We start from the raw sequence: 13,930 nt of genomic DNA, 5'->3' as shown, positions 1-13,930 counted from the left end.
GGTTCTACCCGCGCGGGGCCAGCCGGTAGCGCAAGGCCGAGGTACTCACCCGGAATTTGCGGGCAAGGGCTTCGAGGCGCTCGTCATCGTCGAGATCGAGACCGGCGGGGTCAACATAGTCCTCTAGGAAGGCGGTGGGCATCAGGAGCTCCGACGCGAAGGCATTCGCCTGGATTTCCAGTTGGTCAATGCCCTGGGAGGTCATGCCGTCGCGCATCAGGACACGAAACGCCTTGTCAAGATGGACTTCGGAGCGCAGATGCTCGGGATGAAGGACATGATGTCCGAGCTCATGCGCGATCGTGAATCGCTGCCGGTTGGGATGATGCAGGGCGTTGACGCCGATGATACTCACACCGTCGCGGATATAGGCCATTCCCGAAATCTCATCATCCAACGGCGCGTGCTGTAGGACGATTCCGCGTGCCTTCACGACGCGCTCGATAGGCACCGGCGCCGCCCGGACCGGGAAGTCCCGGATGATAGCTCGAGCCTTCTCGCGAGCCTCCTCGACTTTGCTCATGACTTCGCCTTGGCGGTAGCCTTGGCAATCATACTGTTGATCTGCGCTTGCGCATTCCGGCTGACCGGCTCCGAGAGCGTCAGCGCCTGATCCTCGAGCGAAGCCTCTGCCTGAACGGGAAGAAGATCGCCCACGTCAGAGAGGCCGAGCGCGGCGGCGATGCTGCAGGCATGATGCAGTAGTACGTTCTGCCGGCCGCCCTCGATATTGGCAATCGAAGCGCGGGACAGTCCCACGCGCGCCGCGAGCTGCGCCTGCGTCATGCCGAGATGGTCGCGTCTCAGAGCCACGGCCTCTCCGAACGCCACATAGAGTGAATCACCAATCATACGCCATGTTTGGTACGGTGCGAGGGGTGTGTCAACGCTGCAAACATTTGTTTGTATTGCAAACATGTTAATGTTGGCTATTGACGCCGGTGTCAGACTCGGGAATCCTTCTCCCATCGGCCGACACAGTGCCGGCCCACAGAAGGAACGGGTCATGTCCAAGCGTATTCATGTAGTTCCTCACCCTGACGGATGGGCCACCCGCCGCGAGGGCGCCTCGCGCGCTGGTTCGGTTCACGACACCCAGGCCGAGGCAAGCCAGGCTGCGCGGTCGACGGCGATCCGGGAGGGTGGCGAGGTGATCATCCACCGTCCGGACGGGCGCATCCGTGATGCCGATTCCTACGGCAACGATCCCTTCCCGCCGAAGGGCTGACAGCGAGGGTCGCGCCCTGCGCGACCCTTTTTCCGCCGGCCTCACCGGCTTTAAGAACGACAGGTGATACGAATGGCCAAGATTCCGAGCAACTGGCCGCCGATCCAGCGGCCTTCCCCTCCGCCCTATGAGCGCCCGTCGCCGCCGCCGACCGAGCGACCCCGGCCGCGCCCCAACTAGTCTTTCCAACGCAGGAACATCAAATGGCTTTGCTTCAGGTGAAATGCATCAGCAAGTTGCCGCGTAACGACACCTACGAGGGGATCACCCATCTTGGCGGTGACGGCTGGAAATGGACCCGTTCCCAGGTTATCGCGTCAATCGAGGCCGGCACGCACGGCTTCTACACGCTGGTGCGCGGCAATCACGCCACAGTCGGCGTTGTGAACGGCCCGAACGGCAAGTATGTCCGGACCTATGCCGACGGCAAATGGAACGACAACCTGCTGGCGCTCTACGAGTGTGTCTAGCTCTCAAAAGATGCGGCGGCTCGGCATAGGCCGGCCGCCGTTTTTGCCGCAACCCTTCCGGCATTCATCATGATGGAGAGCAATATGGGTTCTGTGCTCTCTCACTTTGAGTGATCAAAGGCCATGAAGTTCAAGAAACTTGGCCGGTACAGGACCGGCGGCACGGATGACCACATGCAACTCGGTGTGCCCCCGCCACGGACTCCGGACGGGCGAGTCTATCGCTTCTCACCTAATGAAAATGCCCATCCGCGCCACTTCGTGATCGGCCCGGTTGCGGCCGAGGTACCTTTGACCGACGGCCTGCGCGCCCGCATGAAACTTGAGCCGCGCTCTAGGCAGTGTGTCTGCCCTTACACCGGCGCGGTCGGCACCGATGATGACTTCCTACATCCCGAGGATCGCGACGCGGCTATCGAGGTGGTGAAGCATGCGGCAATGCAGGATGTCGAGGATGCAATCGTTGGCATGTTGACGTCAGCGTTCGGTGGTCGGACATCCCGGAAAGGCCCGATCAGCATCTCGATGAAGCTAGCCCGCGGTGCGCCGCCGCCGGCGCCGCGCTTCGCACGCCGGGATCTCATGCGTGAACTGGTCTGCGATCACTGCGGCCGCGACTATGGTGTCTTCGCGATCGGCCTTTTCTGTCCCGATTGTGGCGCTCCGAACCTCCGCCTGCATTTCGCGCGCGAGGCCGAGCTGGTCGGGAATCAGGCATCGATGGCCGAAGCACTTACCGACAGCAAGGAAGAGCTGGCGTATCGCTTGCTCGGCAACGCACATGAGGATGTCCTCACAGCGTTCGAGGCAACCATGAAGACCGTGTATCTGTACGGCAAGGTACAAGCTGGGATCGAGACGAGGCCCAAGGTCGGCAACGACTTTCAAAATGTGGAGAAGAGTGGGCGGCGCTTCGCGGAGTTGGGCCTCGATCCTTTCGATAGCCTAGCCGAACCGGAGATGGCGGCGTTGGAACTGAATATCCAGAAGCGCCACATCATCGGACACAATCTTAGTGTGATCGACGACAAGTTCGCCGTGCAGGCCGCAGACGCTAGAATCGGCGAGACGGTCCAGCTTGTCGGTGACGATATCCGCACATTCGCGGCGATCTGCCAGAAGGTTGTAGACGGGCTCGACGCATGGCTGGGAGGATCGCCGTCACCCACAATCAGTAGGCAGCCTCTACTGTTGACGATCAAGGAGCCGCAGATGGCACCTGACGATCCCCGCGGCCTTATGGGCCTCGATCTTCAGCTTTCTTTGCTGGCGCGGCGGATCGCACTATGGGCAGTCGAGCAGGACGCTGAGGGTATGCGAGATTCCGTCGACGGCGATACTTTGCGCGACGCTTTCAGCGAGAGTTCTGAGCAAGAACTTGGTGAAGCCATCGCCGAATTGAGCGTGGACAGCCTTGTCGAGGTATCTCATGCGATGGGTTCCGACGTGACGTCCTTTCGACCCAATCTCGAGCTCTACCTAACCTTTGATGGCATCGCGTTCGGCACCGATCCGCTCGTCGACGCGAGGACATTGGCCGAAATGGCCCTGGCGTGCGAGTACAGCGTCGATGTCGAGGCGCTTTTTAAGGCGACAGGCTGGACGTTGCGCCGCTTCAATCCGAGCATAGAATACGTGGCGTCGCAACTCTCGAACGACCGGGTGAGCCGCTACCACGGCACCAGTCTCGCCGTCGATTCCTTCTTCCTGATTGACGAAGATCGGGTGGTATTGAAGCGCTTCATCAAGCGCCTAAAGGGCTAGGCTACCGCAACTGACGCGGGCGTCGCCGCTGTCATCGCCCGTGTTCGCGAGCATCAACTTAGATTTGGAGACCGGCAATGCGATCGGGTCATTGACGGCTTTGTAGTCAACGTAGCTGGGCAGGGTTGCGTCAGGAAGCCGATCGGCACTTCAGAATATCAGAAATAACGACTGGCCAATTCTCGCCGAGATTGTAGATTGGGATCGCTTGGCCGTTTCTATATGGACGCGGTGGATCTTGGTCATTTGGTGCACGCGCCGTCATGCAAATCGATATTCCATCGCCGCTCGCCAACTTCATCGATGCAGCTCTGATTCGCCTGCAAGGCCAGTTTCCCGATATCGCTTTTGAGCGGACACAGGATGGCATTCGGGCAAGTGCCGGAAAGCAATCAGCGCCGGAACATCTTCGATCTGTCGTGCTACATGCGATCTACCGTGAAAAAATCTATACCGAAACGCTGCCCCTGCGCGAGGCTTTGCTGAATGTGGTGCTCAGGTGAACATCTGGCCTCTTCGCTTTCGCGACCTCGGCTGCGGCTCACTGCTTTTCGCTGATGACGCCGGGGGATTCTTCAAGGGAACCGAAGACTTTCTGCATCGCTATGCCTTTGATGCTCTCACCGACGAGGACCAAGCGTTTCTCCACGAAGGCGGCCATACCTTTCAGCGAGAACTCGATCTCTCCTATCTCGGTTTCGCCTATCGCTGGTGCGCGCGCCAGGCACCCCGCCGCCAACTGGGATATGTAATCCTCGTCCCGACGCTTCGTTGCAATCTGACCTGCAGCTATTGCCAAGTGTCGCGGGCGCCCGAAGGTGCGCGTGGCTTCGACTGGACCGAAGACACCCTCGACGCCGTGCTGGCCTTTATCGGGGGACTGGCAGCCCCGGAAATCAAGATCGAATTCCAGGGAGGTGAGCCGCTACTACGCCTCGACCTCCTTGAGCGCGTGCGGGATTTTTGCCGCCAACGGTTCGGCAAAGCCGAGTTCGTCGTGTGCACGAACTTGCAAGCGGTGAGCGCGGAGGCATGGGACTATTTGGCGGCACCGGATACCTTCATCAGCACTTCGCTCGACGGCGATGCAGTGACGCACCAGCGCCAACGTACCCGGTCAACCGAGCTTACTAATGCATTCTTTGGCAACCTTGACCGAGCCATCGAGCAGTTCGGTTCGAGCAAGGTCTCGGCTCTGCCAACCATCGACATTGAACGCCCGCCTGCGGTCGACGAAATCATCAGCAGTTTCGTGGACCGCGGCTTGCGATCGATTTATCTCCGTCCGATCAATCATCAAGGCTTTGCCCGTCGCGGCAGGGACCCTGATGTGGGTCTTGATCGCTGGAATGCCTGGCATGCGGCCTTCATCGAGCATCTGATCGAGCGGAACTTCCGTACAGGCACTATCCTTGAGGAGTATTATTTCAGTCAGTGTCTCAAGCGTGTGCTGCGCGCTGGCGCCGACGAGCATGTCGATCTGCGCAACCCCAATTTCTTCGCGTCGGACTACCTCGTCATTGACCACGATGGCGTGCTGTATCCAACGGATGAGGCCCGCATGCAGTCGCGCATCGGTCGGATCGATCTGTCAGTCGGCCATGTCCACCATGGCATCGACACCGAGAAGGTCGCTACGCTCAACGCGGCCTCGTGCAACAATTTCGACCCGGACTGCATCCATTGTCCCTATCAGCCGTTCTGCGGCTCTGATCTGGTCGACGACATTTCGCGATACGGCCGCATTGACCTCCCCAAGCAAGCCACATGGTTTTGCCGCCGCCACACAAGCCTGTTCGATAAGGTTTTCGAGCTCTTGTATCGCCGTGATGAGGCGACGCGCTTCTCTCTGAGCCGCTGGGCGGACCTGGAGAGCTGGCCCGAACATCTCGTGCGAGAGCACCAATGATTCCGCTCAGGTTCGCAGCTCGATCGTCACAGCCTGAACCCTTCGTCATGCGGCTTAACGCCGAGGTGCGGGCATACGAACTCGATAGAACGGGCCTGCGTACGGAATTTGATGGAGACCTGGTTGAGGTGGCGGGTCAGCGTCTGACCTATGCGAGCCCCCGGGGCACACTCGTCATCGACGGTACGACCGCCGAAGAGGTTGACGGCGACGTAGTGCTGGCGTTGCCTGGCGGACGGGCTGCCCAGCGACTGATCCGGGCAACATCACCCCACAACACGTTTTTGATCACCGAGCGCTGCGACCAGCTATGCCTAATGTGCTCTCAGCCACCGAAGCATCATCACGCGGATTTGCTGCCGTTCTTCGAGGCGGCGGCGCTGCTCGCGCCCGCCGGCACGACAATCGGCATCTCAGGGGGAGAGCCGCTGCTCTATAAGGCGGCGCTCCTGCCGATGATGCAGAGGGTCCTCACGCACAGACCGGACCTCGGATTTCACGTACTGAGCAACGCCCAGCATATCGACGAAGACGATCTGGATCCTCTGGCTGGCATGCGCGACCGCGTGCTGTGGGGCATTCCGCTTTATGCGGCCGACGCCGCCACGCACGATCGCATCGTCGGCAAGTCGGGGGCTTTCCTCCAGCTGATGGAGACCCTTCCCATCTTCGCCCGTGCCGGTGCATCGATCGAACTGCGTACGGTCATCATGCGCGAGAACGCTGCCTTACTTGCGCGCCTCGCCAGCTTCGTGATCATGCATTTGCCGTTCATCAACCGCTGGGCTCTCATGCAGCTGGAGAGCATCGGCTTCGGCCGGCAGAATTGGGACCGGCTTTTCTTCGACCATTCGACCGAGTTCACGCCGATTGCAGATGCCCTGAATATCGCAAAAGCGCGAAACGTCGAAGCCGTGCTCTTCAACTTTCCTCGCTGCACGGTCCCACAGCCTTATCGCGATCGCGCGCCGTCGACGATCTCAGACTGGAAACGACGCTATCTGGGGGAGTGCAGCGGCTGCCAAGAGCGGGACATTTGCGGTGGGTTCTTTGAGTGGTATCCAGAGGATCGAGGCTTCCAGAGGCTCGCTCGCATATGAAACGCAGGCTTTTTGCCATTCCCTCGCTGCTCGCGGCTGGCCTTCTCCCGTCAAAAGGCCTGGCCCTTCCGCTCAGCGCGCCGCCAGGCTTTGACCCCCAGAAGAGCAAATCGCTCTTCGACATCTTCAAACTCGACCACATTTATACGTTGGCCGGACATCGCAGTCATAGCTCGCATCGAAGCCATAGCAGCCACACGAGCCACCGCTCCTCGACTGGCGGCAGCTACTATAGTCCGAGCTATAGCCCCTCACCCTCCTACGCGACGCCCCTCTATGCGCCGCCGCCAGTTGTACCAACACGACCGGCCGCACCGGCCCCCACCATCAGCGGTTCACCAGCAACAGGAAGCTACGCGACGACGCCGGCACCGGCTCTGTCCGCGCCTGTGGAGATTGGACCAAACCCTGTTCCGCCGACGCGCACCGGACCGGTCCCCCTTCCTGGAAACACCGACAAGTTTGCGGCTATCGTTCGTCAGGTTCAGACCGCGATGGTTGCCTTCGGATATTTCAACGGGCCTGTTGACGGTAAGGTCGGCCCGCAGACACGCGAGGCACTGACGCGTCTGCAGACAGATTATGGATTGAAGCCGACAGGAACAATTACACCAGAGACATTGAATGCGCTGAGGATTGTTGCTCGATAGTATCGCTCATCCGGAAGCCCGCGCTGAGTCGTCGACAGAAATGCCGATTTTATTAGGACGTGTGAAATCAAGGTGGCGGCAGAGCTGACGTTGGAGCTTCGTTCGAAACCGGCTAGTTGTGGCGTCGTTGGCTATCGGTAGCAGCAGCAACCGTTCGCCCGTCCGCTCCCATCCCCGGGGTGAAGCTCCAAGAGAAAGCCTGACGAGCTCGTCTCGGCAGATATCGCTGAATCGGGCATTCACCTCGAAGATCAGAGCGGTAGCGCCGGTTCGTCGAGATCGACAACTTCCTGTTTGAACTCCTTCAGACCTAGTGCAGGACCGAACGCCGGATTGATTAGATAAAGCGTATCGGCGCCTCCCCGCTTGGCTCTAATCTTCAATGCCTTTAGGTCATAGGCGACATTAAAGATGAAGAGGTCGCTGTTCTCGGTGCGCACGCCGAGAACGCCGTAGTAGAGAAGAAAGTCGACCACGCCTTCAGCAACCTCTTGCTCAATGCCAGCCTCGCGTACGATGTTGTGCAGGGCCGCAGTGTCAAGGACGCTTGGCGCGTCGATGAAGTGGTAGAGTAAGTCCTTGGCCGAGGGTAAAACGTCGCCGAGCTCCCGATCGAGTTCAATCAGCAGATCCTGAGAATAGGCCCGCATCCCCTTCTCGATGTCGCCTTCACTGATCCGCGCCCGATTGAAATTACTGGCGAAGCCGCGGGCGTGATTGAAAATCTTCAGTACGTTGCGGGGCCTCATGAGGGAGCGGTCGATGATGAACGTCGAACTTTCCTCGCCATGATAGTGAGAGGTGCAGATTGTAGGCCAGATCTGCTCGAAAGACACTTCGGCCGCCTTGCCGTCAAGACCTGAGACGAGGCGAAGGCGTAACATCTCTCGCAGCATGTCCGGATCAGTCCAGTCCAGGGTCGCACGCATCTCCTTGCCGTAGTCAGCCGAGTTGGCCATCAGGTGCTCGTAGACGTCGTTCCGGACAAAGACGATGCAGCGGAACAGATGCCCTGCTCGCTGCATCTCCCGTTCGACCTTGCGGCCGGCGTCAATCAGGCAGCGCAGCGCGATGGCGTCGATGACGTCGACTCCCTGGGTCGACCATCCCTTGTCGAGATTGTCGAAGAGCACCCAGACGCTCTCCTTCTTCTCGAGATAGCGCGAGACGCGGTCGCGGAGCTTGCGAAGGTCGTGGGTATAGAGGAGTTCGGTGACCTGTTGCGTGGTGAGCTTGCGTGCGTCATCGCGGCCGTATCGGGCGGAGTATTGCTCGCTGATCCTTTGAGAGAGTGTGAGGAGGCGCTCCGAGAAATCTCCTTCCGCCGAGAAGTTATCCACCCTGTATGCGGCGTCGAGCTCCAGATAGAGCTCGTTGATCTCGTGGTTGAACTTGTAGGTATTGCGGTCTTTCTCGAGAAGCTTGTATGTCACCTCCAACAGGATGAGGTACTCCCAGAAAGCTGTGATAAGGTGCTGCCGTGCTCCCTCGGTCAGGTAGGACAGGATGTCATCCTTAAGTTTGAGCAGCTGATAGCCCTCGGGCTTAAGGTCCACGACGATATTGCGTTTGTCCATACGGATTTTGTCGCGCACACGAATGAATAGCGCCGTCTTTCCTGACCCTTTTCGACCAACCACGAGATTTACGTCCCCTCGCAATGCCCGGTCGTATTGGCTCGTCTTTAAGAAATACTGTGACAGCGTCGTCATCTCGTTCTCGGCGGTCGGGTCACCGATGGACATACTTTGCAGCAGGCCACCGGTTTCAATCGGCGCCGGGTCCGCTTGCTGCAGGTGATCGTTGATCCCAGGGCAGTAATCTGCGACCCGTTCGACGATGTCGTCAGGGAAGCGATAGGTCCTCACGGCATCGCGGATGTCGAGGGGTGCTTCATAACCAGCCGGCGACAGAATCAGAGTCGGCTTGTTCATTCCATGAGCCAAGCCCGCGACGAAGAGTGCTCGCACGTTGTGCACATCCGCGCCTTCGACGTCGGGTTGCTGCAGTAGAAGGACGACCCCAGCCGAGGCGGCCACCTGCCGCACGGCATCGGCTGCCGCCAGACGGGTGTCCTCGGTGGGCATGAAACTGCGGTATCGATAGCCCGCCTTCTTTACACGAGACACTACCATCGTCGCGGCGGCTGTTCGGGTCGGGGGTTCAATGAGATAAACCGGCGCCTTCCGATCAAGCGTCAGGTTGAATGGGAGCGAGGTTTCGTCAACGTGGCTTGTCAACCTGTTCCTGATGTCTTCGGCCGTGGCGTACTCGTGGTAGCCGAGCGTGTCGAAGATCCCGGCCTCCTTGGCGACGCTCTTATCACCGGCCGTTTCGGCATGTCGGATCAGGAAGGCGCGTTTCCCGCGGCCGACGGTGAATCCCACCTCGTAGATGACGTTCAGGTTGAGGTAGCTGATGTCCGCAACGACGAACGGCGCCTCTTCGATCTTCGCGAGGATCGGGGAGATCAGTGGGTTGCCGGGGATATCGTTGAAGACCCAGGGTTCGTAACGGATGGGTTGAGCGGCGACCGCGTTCGCACGCCGCACTCCCTCTAAGATGATAGACGCGACGGCCGGGTCACGCGACGAATACGCTACGAACGCAACCTTTTGTTCCAGCATTCTCCTCGTCGCCTCCCGCGTGAGATAGCAGGGAGATAGCCCCCACATCGGCAGTAAGATGAGGCGAACATGATGAGGAAACAACCTCAGCACCATCGCCTGATCGTCGGTAGGCCTGAGGCGGACCGGGTCTCGCGCGGTGGGAGAGGCGGTCCCGTGGGATAGACAAGTTGTACAGCCAGAAACCGGACCCGTTGAGAGTCCGAGAAGGGTCAATTTCTGCCTCGGTCACTCATCGGCGATAGGTCCGCTTCTCGTTTGAAGTCCCCAATAGCGGACAGTCTGCTACCGGCCCCATACCGGACGTTCAGACACGCGCTGGGGAATGTCTGCTTCTGGCGCGAAACGGTCGGGTCAACCGAGCTGGCCGGGCCTTACCCGGCCAGATCGACGACACCCGGTCAGGCGGCAATGGCTTGAGAAATGTCGATGCGTGCTTCGTCCTGCCCGCCCTCGACGGTCGCGGATTCTACGCTGCGCAGCGGTGCGGGCAACCACCCCGTTCCCGCCATGGCCTTCGCCACATAGCGGGCGGCTTCCTGCTTCTTGAGATTGGACACCGATACCGCCATGGGCGCGCTCGCTTCGCTCACGGCATGGACCAGTGCGGCCTTCGGCACGTTCCCGTAAAAGCCATCGGCGGTGCCCTGCCAGTGCTTGGTCATATCGAGCTTGAGGGCCTGTGCCAGTTGCTCGGCATGTCGCAGATGAAGCGGCGTTCCCTTCCAATGCCGCTCGCGCACCGCCGTGACCGACATGGCCGTACAGAAGGCCAGCAGGTTGAACAGGGTCATCGCATCGGCCTTGATGCACCACTCGAACAGGTCGGCCGCGTTCTCGGGGAGGATACCGACCCAATGCTCTTTCTGCTGCTGCAAGGCGGCATGGGCGGGGCAATCCTCCTGCGCTTTCACCCGGCCCGTCAGCTCGACCCGCTCCACGCGCAGCTTTATGCAACTTCTTGTCGTCGCATAGGGGTAAAGCAGTTCGAGCGTCATGGCGTGGACGGTCACGGCAAGTGCCATGGCGGTATCGCAGGAGAGTTCAAGACGTATCGCGGCGGTTTTGTGGGCGGTCAAATCCTCCACGATGGTCGCGGCATATTCGCCCTTCGCAGCATCGGGCTTCACGGTATCGGATGCACCCTGACGCTCGGGTCGCTGCTGGTCGTCGGGATGCACCAATCCGCGCAGGATATCGAGGGTTCCGTCACGGGTGATGCGGAGCAGCGCGCCTGCCTTCTCCAAGTCCTCGGGGCCATAGACGGGCGGGATGCTGTCATCCTCTTCCGGTTCTGCATCTTCCTCGCAGGTGTCGTCGTCACTCTCGCGATAGGTCTCGGCTTTGTCGTATTCCGCCCCCTCTTCGCCCGCCTCCTCGTCGTCCTCGGTCGTGAGAGGCTGCAACGGAACGATACGCCCGTAGCGGATGGAGTGGTCGGTCTCCAGTTCGGAGCGTACCCATTTCCAACCCTCGGCCCGTACCTCCGCTTCGGCGGCGGTGAGCTTGTCGGTAGCGAGCTGCATCAGCAATGCGCTGTCGGTGAGGAAACCTTCATTCTGCATGTCGAACAGGTCACGCATCACGGCTCCGCCTGCGGCGGTGTAGGCGTCGATGCCGACGAAACGCGCGAGTTTGTGCGTGGCGGGAATCGTGTTCTCGGTCAAGGCACGGCGGATGGTCGGTGGTGACAGATGCATGCGCTTGCGCTCGCCCCACAGGTTCCGCCAATGGTGATAGTGGCGAGATGTTTCAATATTGGCGGCAATTGGCACTCGCCGGGCTCGTTGAGGGGACCTTCACTGGTATCAATGGTGGCGACTCCGACACGGCACTGATCGGAACCAATGTTCCCGCTTCTCGGCTTAGCAAAGCCGGATGGAGCATGACCTACACCAATCTCAACTCCCCGAACTTCTTTCCGCTGAATCCCAGTCGGAACCTCTATGTTTTCGGGCTCGCATATACGAACGACATCACCTCGAACGCAGCCCTGAAGCCCGAGGAGGCATGGAACATCGATGTGAAACTGGACGATGGGCAACCTGCGAACGGTGCGATCATGGGCGGGCGCATCACGACCTGCACCACGGCCACGGCCAATACCGACACAAGCGCCACCTACCTGTTCAGCAGTAGCAGCATCGGCTGCGCGCTGATCTTCACCAAACCGTTCTGACGATGTTCACGCCCGCAACCTCGAAATCATCGAATGGCTCACCCCGTAGCTATTGGCGATGTCCTTGACCTTTTCCTCGCCCTTGTTCCGGCGTTCCAGCGCCTCGGCCCGCTGGTGCGCCGTGAGCTTCGGCTTGCGGCCCATCTTCACACCCCGCGCTCTCGCACGCTCGCGGCCTTCGACCGTGCGAGAGCGGATTAGCTCGCGCTCGAACTCGGCCAGTCCACCCAACACGGTAAGCATCAGGCGACCGTGCGGCGTGGTGGTGTCGGCCCATGCGTCGGCCAGCGAACGGAACAGCGCTCCGCGCTCCCCGATCGCGGCAAGGATGTTGAGAAGGTCGCGCTGCGATCGGGCGAGGCGATCGAGGCGCGTCACCATGAGCACGTCACCGGAGGCGAGTTGCTGGATGGCGCGGGCGAGCTGGCGGCGGTCGGTGCGGGCACCGCTGGCGGTTTCCTCGAACACGCGCACGGCTCCGGCGTCGCTCAACGCGGCCCGCTGCGCATCGAGCATCTGCCCGTCCGTTGACACCCTCGCATAGCCGTAGATCACGCCCATAAAACCCCATCACTTTCGCACCTGATTTATGCACAAAGTAACGTGTTGATTTTGCTGGGTCTAGAAGTTCGTGCAAAACTCCTGAATTTTGCACGACGATTGCCCATTGCTGCGGCTGCGGGTAATATGTAGGCAAGGGGATGGGGTTCCCCCTTCGACCGCCCGCCGTGGGCTGATGACTCCTAGCAACCGAACGGCACCTCCCCGGCCTCATGCCGGGCGTTTCGTGCCGCCAGAGCAGGAGCCACCATGTCTTTCACCACCACCCTCATCGTCATCCTCGGCGGCGCGCTCGGCACCTTCCTGCGCTACGCGGTGTCCGTCGCCGCCCTGCCCATCAGCCGCTCGCTGCCATGGGGCACCATCCTTATCAACATCAGCGGATCGTTCCTCATCGGCCTGTTCGGCACCCTGACCCTTGCCTCGGGCCGCTTCCCCGTTTCGGAGAATGTCCGGCTGTTCGTGATGATCGGCATCTGCGGGGGCTACACCACCTTTTCCTCCTTCAGCCTCCAGACCCTCGATCTGTTGCGGGCGGGGGCCTCGCTGCGCGCAGCGCTCAATGTCGGGCTATCCGTCGTGCTGTGCGTGGCGGCCGTCGCCCTCGGGCATGTCATCGCCGCGCATTTCAATGCAGGTGCGCGCCAGGTCGCGCAGCTCGCCATCGAGGAGGATGCCTAACCGCCCCCGAACAGGTCGCCCTGCCGCGACCGGGCAAGATGCTCCTGCCATTCCTCGGAGGCCTCGGGGCCGCCCCCGATGCACGGTTCCTCGGGCCATCCTTGATCGACTCGGCCTCAAAGCAACTCGCGTCGGCAAAGCTCTTTGGAACCTGCCGTCGGTATCTGGGTATTGAATTTCGAGGCGTCGAGCTTCGCCCGTTCGGTCTTCACTTTTAGGCTGCAACTCGGCAAAGCCGGATTAGCTGAAAATATCCGTCGCTTTGGAAGTAGGAGAGGGCTGGGGAGCGATAGCGCGCCAACGGCCGGGCTGCCCTGCACTCGCAATGAGACCCCGCTGCTTCAACCGATGCAGATAGGTGCGGAAGGTATTCTCCTTCAGCTCAAAGTTCGCATAGCGAGCGTTCTGGAACAGCTCGTAGGACGACAATGGCTTGTTGGCAGAGCGCAGTGCATCGAGCACCCTGTTCTCGATCATGATGCGCATGACGCTGTTCCTGCGACTGACCTCGCTAAGGCCACTCGCTTCCTGCCGCGCCTTCAAGAGCTGACGTTGCAGGGCACTTTTCTCCTGCGTCAGCTCGCGGATACGCACATCGATCTGCTCAATTTCGCGCTGAAGCCGGCGCTCGTAATAGGAAATCGGCTCATCGGCCACTGCGCGTTTCACTTTCTTTTTTGCAACGGATAGCGCGTTTCAAATATACAAAAAGTCATCAGATTTCAAGGCAGTTAGACGCATTGACTGGACATATAAAATAT

Annotated in this window: 15 protein-coding genes and 1 riboswitch; of the genes, 9 read left to right on the top strand and 6 right to left on the bottom strand. The window is 60.1% G+C overall.

What is annotated here, in order from left to right:
• Positions 1–4: 4 nt before the first annotated feature.
• Together MWN34_RS10825 and MWN34_RS10820 are read right to left on the bottom strand one after the other, a co-directional pair.
• Complete coding sequence (locus tag MWN34_RS10825) at positions 5–523, bottom strand: ImmA/IrrE family metallo-endopeptidase (protein ID WP_247029135.1); 519 nt, start codon at positions 521–523, stop codon at positions 5–7.
• Positions 520–852 (bottom strand): helix-turn-helix transcriptional regulator, encoded by a 333-nt coding sequence (locus MWN34_RS10820; protein WP_247029133.1) that lies wholly within the window; start codon positions 850–852, stop codon positions 520–522. Before MWN34_RS10820 ends, MWN34_RS10825 begins: the two co-directional genes overlap by 4 nt.
• A gap of 154 nt (positions 853–1,006) precedes the next feature.
• Between MWN34_RS10820 and MWN34_RS10815 the strand changes: the two genes are divergently transcribed.
• The 7 genes from MWN34_RS10815 (at position 1,007) to hxsA (ending at position 7,121) form a co-directional block, all read left to right on the top strand.
• Positions 1,007–1,228: a DUF2188 domain-containing protein gene (locus tag MWN34_RS10815; RefSeq protein ID WP_247029131.1), complete on the top strand. Its 222-nt coding sequence runs from the start codon at positions 1,007–1,009 to the stop codon at positions 1,226–1,228.
• A gap of 203 nt (positions 1,229–1,431) precedes the next feature.
• Positions 1,432–1,698 carry a DUF3892 domain-containing protein gene (locus tag MWN34_RS10810; RefSeq protein ID WP_247029129.1) on the top strand — a complete coding sequence of 89 codons (267 nt, stop codon included), beginning with the start codon at positions 1,432–1,434 and terminating at the stop codon, positions 1,696–1,698.
• 123 nt (positions 1,699–1,821) lie between these two features.
• Positions 1,822–3,462, top strand: a complete 1,641-nt coding sequence (locus MWN34_RS10805; protein ID WP_247029127.1) for a hypothetical protein — start codon at positions 1,822–1,824, stop codon at positions 3,460–3,462.
• Between the two features lie 263 nt (positions 3,463–3,725).
• Positions 3,726–3,965 (top strand): hypothetical protein, encoded by a 240-nt coding sequence (locus MWN34_RS10800; RefSeq protein ID WP_247029126.1) that lies wholly within the window; start codon positions 3,726–3,728, stop codon positions 3,963–3,965.
• Positions 3,962–5,371 (top strand): His-Xaa-Ser system radical SAM maturase HxsB, encoded by a 1,410-nt coding sequence (gene hxsB / locus MWN34_RS10795; protein WP_247029124.1) that lies wholly within the window; start codon positions 3,962–3,964, stop codon positions 5,369–5,371. The genes MWN34_RS10800 and hxsB overlap by 4 nt, the downstream gene beginning before the upstream one ends.
• Positions 5,368–6,471 (top strand): His-Xaa-Ser system radical SAM maturase HxsC, encoded by a 1,104-nt coding sequence (gene hxsC / locus MWN34_RS10790; RefSeq protein ID WP_247029122.1) that lies wholly within the window; start codon positions 5,368–5,370, stop codon positions 6,469–6,471. Before hxsB ends, hxsC begins: the two co-directional genes overlap by 4 nt.
• On the top strand, positions 6,468–7,121 hold the full coding sequence (gene hxsA / locus MWN34_RS10785) for a His-Xaa-Ser repeat protein HxsA (protein WP_247029120.1): 654 nt from the start codon (positions 6,468–6,470) through the stop codon (positions 7,119–7,121). Before hxsC ends, hxsA begins: the two co-directional genes overlap by 4 nt.
• A gap of 251 nt (positions 7,122–7,372) precedes the next feature.
• On the opposite strand, the gene MWN34_RS10780 is transcribed toward hxsA, so the two are convergent.
• Both MWN34_RS10780 and MWN34_RS10775 read right to left on the bottom strand, forming a co-directional pair.
• Entirely contained in the window at positions 7,373–9,748 is a 2,376-nt protein-coding gene (locus MWN34_RS10780) for a P-loop ATPase, Sll1717 family (protein WP_247029118.1), read from the bottom strand.
• A 401-nt stretch (positions 9,749–10,149) separates the two neighbouring features.
• The gene (locus MWN34_RS10775; RefSeq protein WP_247029116.1) at positions 10,150–11,523 is read right to left on the bottom strand and encodes a hypothetical protein; all 1,374 of its coding nucleotides are present in this window, start codon (positions 11,521–11,523) and stop codon (positions 10,150–10,152) included.
• A 110-nt stretch (positions 11,524–11,633) separates the two neighbouring features.
• On the opposite strand from MWN34_RS10775, the gene MWN34_RS10770 reads away from it, so the two are divergent.
• Positions 11,634–11,927 (top strand): hypothetical protein, encoded by a 294-nt coding sequence (locus tag MWN34_RS10770; RefSeq protein WP_247029115.1) that lies wholly within the window; start codon positions 11,634–11,636, stop codon positions 11,925–11,927.
• 6 nt (positions 11,928–11,933) lie between these two features.
• On the opposite strand, the gene MWN34_RS10765 is transcribed toward MWN34_RS10770, so the two are convergent.
• Entirely contained in the window at positions 11,934–12,443 is a 510-nt protein-coding gene (locus MWN34_RS10765) for a recombinase family protein (RefSeq protein WP_247029113.1), read from the bottom strand.
• A 172-nt stretch (positions 12,444–12,615) separates the two neighbouring features.
• Positions 12,616–12,680: riboswitch (Fluoride riboswitch) on the top strand.
• Positions 12,681–12,737: 57 nt separating this feature from the next.
• Here MWN34_RS10765 and crcB point away from each other — a divergent pair.
• The gene (gene crcB / locus MWN34_RS10760; protein WP_247029111.1) at positions 12,738–13,169 is read left to right on the top strand and encodes a fluoride efflux transporter CrcB; all 432 of its coding nucleotides are present in this window, start codon (positions 12,738–12,740) and stop codon (positions 13,167–13,169) included.
• Between the two features lie 240 nt (positions 13,170–13,409).
• Here the strand turns inward: crcB and MWN34_RS10755 are convergent, their stop codons facing one another.
• Positions 13,410–13,826, bottom strand: a complete 417-nt coding sequence (locus MWN34_RS10755; RefSeq protein WP_247029110.1) for a hypothetical protein — start codon at positions 13,824–13,826, stop codon at positions 13,410–13,412.
• Between the last annotated feature and the right edge of the window lie 104 nt (positions 13,827–13,930).

Source organism: Ancylobacter crimeensis (genome assembly GCF_023016805.1).
Classification (GTDB): Bacteria; Pseudomonadota; Alphaproteobacteria; order Rhizobiales; family Xanthobacteraceae; genus Ancylobacter; species Ancylobacter crimeensis.
Note: the sequence above shows the minus strand (reverse complement) of the source record. Positions and strands in the feature narration are given on the sequence as shown.

Coding starts and splice junctions, on each gene's coding strand:
- MWN34_RS10825 (WP_247029135.1), bottom strand. CDS start 523: ATGAGCAAAGTCGAGGAGGCTCGCGAGAAGGCTCGAGCTATCATCCGG.
- MWN34_RS10820 (WP_247029133.1), bottom strand. CDS start 852: ATGATTGGTGATTCACTCTATGTGGCGTTCGGAGAGGCCGTGGCTCTG.
- MWN34_RS10815 (WP_247029131.1), top strand. CDS start 1,007: ATGTCCAAGCGTATTCATGTAGTTCCTCACCCTGACGGATGGGCCACC.
- MWN34_RS10810 (WP_247029129.1), top strand. CDS start 1,432: ATGGCTTTGCTTCAGGTGAAATGCATCAGCAAGTTGCCGCGTAACGAC.
- MWN34_RS10805 (WP_247029127.1), top strand. CDS start 1,822: ATGAAGTTCAAGAAACTTGGCCGGTACAGGACCGGCGGCACGGATGAC.
- MWN34_RS10800 (WP_247029126.1), top strand. CDS start 3,726: ATGCAAATCGATATTCCATCGCCGCTCGCCAACTTCATCGATGCAGCT.
- hxsC (WP_247029122.1), top strand. CDS start 5,368: ATGATTCCGCTCAGGTTCGCAGCTCGATCGTCACAGCCTGAACCCTTC.
- hxsA (WP_247029120.1), top strand. CDS start 6,468: ATGAAACGCAGGCTTTTTGCCATTCCCTCGCTGCTCGCGGCTGGCCTT.
- MWN34_RS10780 (WP_247029118.1), bottom strand. CDS start 9,748: ATGCTGGAACAAAAGGTTGCGTTCGTAGCGTATTCGTCGCGTGACCCG.
- MWN34_RS10770 (WP_247029115.1), top strand. CDS start 11,634: ATGACCTACACCAATCTCAACTCCCCGAACTTCTTTCCGCTGAATCCC.
- MWN34_RS10765 (WP_247029113.1), bottom strand. CDS start 12,443: ATGCTCGATGCGCAGCGGGCCGCGTTGAGCGACGCCGGAGCCGTGCGC.
- crcB (WP_247029111.1), top strand. CDS start 12,738: ATGTCTTTCACCACCACCCTCATCGTCATCCTCGGCGGCGCGCTCGGC.